4 protein-coding genes and 2 pseudogenes are annotated in these 7,289 nt (G+C 45.9%); 3 read left to right on the forward strand and 3 right to left on the reverse strand.

Going from position 1 to position 7,289, the window contains the following annotated elements; genetic code table 11:
- Positions 1-62 precede the first annotated feature (62 nt).
- Positions 63-689, reverse strand: coding sequence for a Uma2 family endonuclease (locus tag QUA80_RS25690; protein WP_333427828.1), 627 nt, complete (start codon positions 687-689; stop codon positions 63-65).
- A 258-nt stretch (positions 690-947) separates the two neighbouring features.
- Between QUA80_RS25690 and QUA80_RS25695 the strand changes: the two genes are divergently transcribed.
- On the forward strand, positions 948-2,702 hold the full coding sequence (locus QUA80_RS25695; RefSeq protein WP_333427829.1) for a DUF3352 domain-containing protein: 1,755 nt from the start codon (positions 948-950) through the stop codon (positions 2,700-2,702).
- A gap of 132 nt (positions 2,703-2,834) precedes the next feature.
- Here QUA80_RS25695 and mrdA read toward each other — a convergent pair whose 3' ends face one another.
- Complete coding sequence (gene mrdA, locus QUA80_RS25700; RefSeq protein WP_333427830.1) at positions 2,835-4,661, reverse strand: penicillin-binding protein 2; 1,827 nt, start codon at positions 4,659-4,661, stop codon at positions 2,835-2,837.
- 550 nt (positions 4,662-5,211) lie between these two features.
- Here mrdA and QUA80_RS25705 point away from each other — a divergent pair.
- Complete coding sequence (locus tag QUA80_RS25705; RefSeq protein WP_333427831.1) at positions 5,212-5,694, forward strand: hypothetical protein; 483 nt, start codon at positions 5,212-5,214, stop codon at positions 5,692-5,694.
- A gap of 503 nt (positions 5,695-6,197) precedes the next feature.
- On the opposite strand, the pseudogene QUA80_RS25710 reads toward QUA80_RS25705, so the two are convergent.
- Positions 6,198-6,530 (reverse strand): annotated as a pseudogene (locus QUA80_RS25710) (ISAs1 family transposase); the annotation flags it as partial.
- 113 nt (positions 6,531-6,643) lie between these two features.
- Here QUA80_RS25710 and QUA80_RS25715 point away from each other — a divergent pair.
- Positions 6,644-7,212: pseudogene (locus QUA80_RS25715) on the forward strand (transposase); the annotation flags it as partial.
- Positions 7,213-7,289: the final 77 nt, after the last annotated feature.

Raw genomic sequence — 7,289 nt, forward strand, 5'->3', positions numbered from 1 at the left:
ACGTATTTATTTCGCGCAAGTGAATGCTTCAATTCTAAAATCTAAAATCTAAAATCTCAAATCTAAAATCGATTGACCCATTCCCGGAATTCTCGCACTGCTGCGGTTGCGCCTGTAGTTTGAGTGCGATCGATAAATTCGTCAACTTTTGCAGTCGGTAGCATCGGGAAAGCCCGGGAATAATTGCACTCGGCATATTCGCCATTTTGCAAGTGATAAAACTTGATGTTTCGTCCGTCGTACCGCCAAATTTCTGGTACGCCTAAATCTGCATATAAATCGAATTGATTTAAGGAACTGCTGGTAATATCAATTTCTAGTGCTAAATCGGGCGGCGGATCTTGAGCAAAGTCTAATTCTGTTCTCCCTCTGACCAGTGCTTCATTCTGGATATAATAGCATGAATCTGGTTCTTTTCCCGCTGCTTTTTTGCGTTTTTTAATCGTCATCGAGCCAAAGGGGTTGTACTCCAGATTGAGTTCTTCTATGAGAGTTACAATTAAGCGATCGATCAGCCTGTTGCGATTTTCATGTTCCGGTAGCGGCACCATAATTTCTAATTGACCTTGATGATAGGCAATTCTGGTGGAACGTTTGTTGCCCAGTTCCCCTAGCAGGCTTTCATATAACTGCCAACTGATATTGGGGAGTAAAACTCGCTGTTCGGGGGGCGTTGAGATTGTTAGCATTTTACTTGGTTTTAGATATTAAGAATATTTTAGTTTAGCCTTTTTTTTTGCGAACCGCACAAAAAGTATCTGCCGACAGCTACGTTTATGCGCTACTCTATAGCGGTTCTGTGGAAAGTAAGGTACTCTTCCTGTTTGGCCAATGCCCAATTCCCAATGCCCAATGCCCAATTCCCAATGCCCAATTCCCAATGCCCAATGCCCAATGCCCAAGAACACATCATGTTACGCTCGAAAGGCTATAGTTAATAATAGACTGTGGTCATTAGTCCTTGTTGTATGAAGCTGCGATCGTTCTTTTCTTTCCTCATTGCTGGCGTCTTGGTACTCTTAGGCTTGAGTGCCGGTGGTTTTTACTGGCTGACAACTCAAACTCCCCTGAATTTGCTCGCCGGCGGGCCGACAACTACTCCGGCTGCGGCTGTGTTTGTCTCGAAACAAGCACCTTTGTTAGCATCAATGCTGGTAAATCCCGATCGCCTAGAAGCATTGCGGCAAGTTTTTGCCACTCCCGAAGAAAGAAGTCGATCGCACGCGGAATTTGAGCGAATCAAAAAAAGTTTCCTCGCCAATACAGACCTGGATTACAGTCGAGATATCCAACCTTGGATAGGTGACGAAATTACCCTCGCCGTCACAACGCCAGATTTTGACGGCGACAGCAGCAACGGCCAACAAGCCGGGTTTTTGCTGGCCGTTTCCTCTCAAAAGGTCGATCGCAGCCAACAATTTCTCGACTCCTACTGGCGAAAACAATCTCGGGCAGATAAAACAGTGCAGTCGGAACTATATAAAGGCGTCAAAATTAATTATAAAAAAGTACCGATAACCCAGAAAAAAGCCGTTTCGATTTCGCCTTTCAACCCCTTTTCTCTGCCGAATTCAACTTTGCCGCGTAGCTTCGCAACAGCGACCATCGGCGGCAATTTAAATTCTGGGGATAACCAAAATTTTGTTTTATTTGCCAATAGCCCGAATGTGATTCGAGAGGCAATTAATAACGTTGAATCAGCCAACCTAAATCTCAACAATACCCCGGAATATCAAAAAGCTTTACAGCAGCTAACTCAAGGCAGAATCGCTTTAGCATTTGTCAATCTCCCGCAGTCAGCAACCGAGCAAAATCCCCAAGTTTCTCTTAATTCTCTCGCAGTTGCTGTCGGAGTCAACCGACGGGGATTGCTGGCTCAAACTGCTTTAGTGACATCGCGAGAAAACACAGCTTCTCCAACACTCTCCGAACCAGTGCAAGCCTTGCAGTACATTCCCTCAGCCAGTCCTTTCGCCGTCGCCAGCACCGATTTAAGGAATTTTTGGGCTGATTTGTCATCTGCGGTGTCAGCTAACGCTGAAGTATCAAATTTAGTCGATCGCACCCTGGCAGATATTCAGCAAATTTGGGGCGTCAACCTGCAGCAGGATATATTTGACTGGGTACAAGGAGAATACGCTTTAGCAGTGGTTCCGAATTCGTCAAATAGTGCGGATTGGATTTTTGCAGCCGAAAACTCTGCTGATTCCCAAAAGGCGATCGACAAACTCGATGAAATTGCCCGCAGCAAAGAATACAGCATCGGCAGCTTCACTCTCAGAAACCAGAAAATTACCGCTTGGACGCAGTTGACAACGAGTCCCAATTATGGAATAGAAAATAATAGAAAAAGTGCGATCGAAACCGAGGCAAAAGGAGTCCGAGCCACCGTCGGCAAATACGAAATTTTCACCACATCAGTAGAAGCAATGGACGCAGCACTAGAAGCAGCCGCAACAGGCTCTTTAGTTGCCAATCAAGATTTTCAAACCAGCATTGAACCGCTACCGCCATCTAACGACGGCTATTTTTATTTAGACTGGCCTTCTAGCAGGGCAATTTGGGAAAAACAAATCCCGCTGTTGAGGTTAATTGAACTTTCGGCAAGACCATTATTCGATCACTTGCGATCGCTCACTGTCACCAGTACGGGAGAAATAACAGGAATTCGCAAAGCTACTATATTTATGCGGCTGAATTAGTCAGTAGTCAGCAGTCATTAGTCAGCAGTCATTAGTCAGTAGTCATTAGTTAGAAGGAAGAAGGAAGAAGGAAGAAGGAAGAAACTATGCCCAATTCCCTATGCCCAATTCCCCATTCCCCATTCCCAAGAACTAAGGACTAATCACTACTGACGGCTTCACCTTTTTCTGTTGCCCAAAATAAGCTTGAAACACTTCTTTGGCGATTGGGGCCGCGGCAACAGAACCATAACCGCCATTTTCCACAACCACGGCGATCGCAATTTCCGGCTTCTGGGCGGGCCCGAAGGCCACATACAAAGAGTGATCCTGCTGTCCGATCACCTCCGAAGTCCCTGTTTTGCCACCCGTCAGCGGAATCGAACCGTCATTCAATCCCTGTCCCGTACCCTGGGCAACTACCGCGATCAGTCCTTCCTTAACCACCTGAATTGTTGAAGGTTTCATCCCCGTCTGTACCCGTTGAGTCTGCGGCGTGCCAGTCATAGAAGTCAAAAGATGAGGCTTCACCCGATAGCCGCCGTTAGCGATCGAACTCACCATCACCGCCGCCTCCAAAGGAGTCACCAACACCAACCCCTGACCGATCGACATCGTTACCGTATCACCCGCATACCAAGGTTCTTTATACATTTTCTCCTTCTCCTCCGGCGTCGGGATTTGACCGCGATCTCCGCCGCCTAACCCCAAAAGGTTCAAATCCGTCTCCTTGCCAATTCCCAAGCGCCGTCCCCACTTAGAAATTTCCTCCGGCCCGGTACTAATCCCCACTTGATAAAAAAATGTATTGCTGCTGAAAGCCAAAGCATCCCGAAAGCCGATGTCGCCGTAACCGCCGCTGTGTTCGTTAAAATCAATTCCCCCCACAGTAATGTAAGACGAAGTACCCAGAATTGAGTCCGGCGAAAATTTGCCAGACTCCAGGCCCGCGACGGAAGTCACAATTTTAAAGGTGCTGCCGGGGGGATAGCCTTGCATGGCCCGATTCAAAAATGGATTTTCCTGCTCTTGAAGAGTTTCCCACTCACCCTTAGTTATTTTGCGCGTAAACAGATTGGGGTCAAAAGTCGGGTGGCTGGCCATAACTAATACCGCCCCGGTTTTGACATCCAGCGCCACTACTGCTCCCCGGCGGTTCCCCAGGGCTTTTTCGGCTGCTTTTTGCATTTCCAAGTCTATGGTTAGCTGCACCGATTCACCGGGCTTGGGCGGTGTCTCTCCCATCAGCCGCAATTCTTGATTTTGGGCATTTACCTCGATCAGCCGATCGCCCCAAACTCCCGCTATCTGCTTGTTAGAACTCGCTTCTATGCCCATTTGACCGACAATCATCCCCATCGGATATTCCGGGTGAGCTTTTAAGTCTGCTGCGGTAGCTTCGCCAATATATCCGATAACGTGAGCCGCTAAACTGCCTTCGGGATAGTAGCGGTTCGCTTCTGGTCGCACTTCCACTCCCCGCATTTGTCCCACCTGTTCTGCTAGTGGCACAAACACCTCTGGCGGCATTGCTTGCTTGAGCCGCACCGGTCTGTAGGATAGAGGATCTACCTGTTTTAATTTTTGTAAAATTTCTTTGGTCGGAATTTTCACCAGCGGACTCAACTTTTCTGCTGTTGCTTTCCACTCTTCCGGCGTTTGTTCTTTCGGCCACAAATATACCGATCGAGCTAAATTGTTTCCTGCTAGCAGCTTGCCTTTGCGATCGATAATGTGTCCGCGATTCGTAGGCATTGGCACTAGGCGAACGCGATTGTTTTCTGCTCGTTCCCGGTTTTGCTTCCCTTGTACCAGTTGCAATTCCACCAGCCGACTAGCGTGCAGACCCAGCAAACCGGTTGCCAGCAGCATGAACACGATCGCCCGGTGTATCGGACGCGACTGTTTTTTAGGAGTTTCCCCCAGGGTTTTGTCAGAAGAGTGAAATCCTGATATCGAATAAATTTGTCGTTGCATCATTCTATAGGTAGATGTCAAATCCTAGAGTTTAGATTCCTGAATTGTCAATTGTGAAGTATACATCATCAGACCGGGGGCAATAGGGCATTAACCGTTGGGGGAAGGGGAATGATTGACAATTAACTTTTGACTAATAATTAATAACTCCTGACTGCTTACTGCTGACTAATCCCCCAAGCACCAAGAAATCGCCAGCAAAATCAAGGTCAGGCTCAGCCAATTAGGGAGGTGGAACCAGTAGAATAGACCCATAGGTAACAATACCAAAACCTGTGTCAATAGAGAACAGATCCCAAGCAGCAAGGCAAGCAGTATCAAATCGATCATCTTGACAGCGTATAATTTCGGATGTGAGCCGATCGCGTGTGGCAGAACTCGGAGTGGCACTCGGAGCACGATCGTACAGGTGATTGTCCTGATAGAAATAAAGAGCACGAGCCAGGAGGTTTTGAACTAAAAAAAATTGTTCTTCCTCCAGAGTTCAGATTCTAGGGGCTGCGATGGGTAAATTCTGAGTTGTGATTTTAAGTTGTGACCGAGGAGTATTGCCATGTTGTTTAATCCGCGAGCCCATTTCAAAAACGGTGCGATCTTGGTGGCGATCGCCGCAGCCGCCGCCCTACCAGTTTTAGCAGAAACAGCCAATTTCGGCACCTTAACTTTATCGCGAGGTTCTGGCTCCCCAACAGCAGTTTTGAGAGGTTCCACAGGCGGTTCGTACTCTTTATCTGCCATTGCCAACGCCGATCGCCACAAAAACAAATGTTTGGGTTTTGCCACTCCAACTCCCGACCATATCATAGTCTTGCAGCAAGACTTTTCCAAACTCACAATCCAAGTCAACAGCGGGGGAAAAGACACAACCTTACTAATACAAGGACCCAACGGTAACACGGTGCGCTGCGGAGACGATACAGGTCAAAATAAAGATGCTGGCATTGTGGATACGGGCTGGGAAGCAGGATCTTACAAAATTTGGGTCGGTTCTTTAGAACCAGGAGTAAAGTCAAACTATACCGTTTCAGTACAATAGTTAGACTAAATTGCCAAATAGTTTGCTAAACTTGTCTATAATTGACCAAACAAAAAACCCTAAGTAAGCTTAATTATGTTGACCCTCAAACAAGCGCTCAAATTGAACAACGAAGCGACCTTGATGGCAAAACACGCAGAATTTCGGCGCGCGGTATTTAATTGCGGTTTAAGCTTGCAACCTAAATGTATAGTGAGGGTAAACTTTCAGACTCGAAGGTGATTGGTGAGTTGAAAAAAGGTCTCACCAATCACGTCAAAAAGCAACCTGAATTCGCTTGGATGGATCGGTTGTCCGGCCCAGGGCAGTTTAATTCTCAAATTTTAGCGCAGCTAAAATTTGAGAATGAGCGATGAATATTTCGAGCGCTCCCCTGTATTCTATCAGAGCGATCGACTTCGATAAAATTTGATATTAAAATTAACCGTTTGCCATGCCCTGCAACGGTTTTACTAATTAACATCTGAAATTTGATAACTCTCAAATAGGTTAAATGCCAATGCTTAAGTTGCAATAAGTATGAGAAGATCCAATCTCGATCCCAACCATCTTTGTCCAGCTTTTACCGAGCGAAAGCCTAACCATTGGTAAAGATTCAAGGCAATCGTTGTGAGAATTGATATATTAGTCACAGCTTTCTGATGATGTCTCGGCCAAGAATCTTCTTGAAAAATCACATCTTTAACCCAATGTAATTGATTCTCTATTAACCAATGCTCCAGTATTTTCGACGCAAATACTTCTGCCTCTTGGGACACGCTACAGATGTAGTATGCTAAATGCTGATAGTCATTTTTACCGCGAGTCCCACTTCTTTCCACTTTAATTAGGGCTTGCCGAAAAAGCCTAAAACCTTGACAGAGAAAGACTTTGACTGGTTTGAACGCGGAGCGTGTGCAAGCTTGTGAGCTAAAATCTGTCCAAAGCCTAGTAAAACATCACTTTCGTAATGTACCGAAAAGTTGACTAGGGCCCCAAACCCGCCATCCAACTTTGACTTGCCTTTTGAGGGGCAATTGTTAGAAGATAATCGTTGGGTAATCATGGCGAAACTAATTCCGCGGTCAGAATTTGAAGCAGAATATGCTCAAAACTTTTCCGTAGATATGGGAGCTCCAGCTTGCATCTTTTCGGATGGCATTGGGAGCATTAATTATTAAAGAAAGGTTAGGAACCAGCGATCGCGAAACAATAGAACAAATCCGAGAAAACCCTTACTTACAATACTTTATAGGCATGACCAGCTATCTTCTGTCAAGCACCATTCGACTCATCAATGTTGGTTCACTTTAGACAGAGAATAGGTGTCAACCTAGTCAATAAAATCAATGAAAAAATGGTCAAAGAGCAGACCGAAGCACCAGGCAAAGTAGTCGATAAAAAGTCATCGGACATCAGCGAGCCGAAAAATCAAGGAAAATTAATATTAGACGCAACCTGCGGCCAGCCGACATTAAATATCCTAACGACTTAGGAATATTGAATCAAGCCAGGGAACAAACCGAAACAATTATAGATCAATGGCACTGAAAAAGGCTTAATCACCCCCGCAGTTTAGCTTTCAAGACAGAGCGAGGTTCCTGCATTCGAGGATA

It is taken from the genome of Microcoleus sp. F4-D5, from assembly GCF_036704885.1.
Lineage (GTDB): Bacteria > Cyanobacteriota > Cyanobacteriia > Cyanobacteriales > Microcoleaceae > Microcoleus.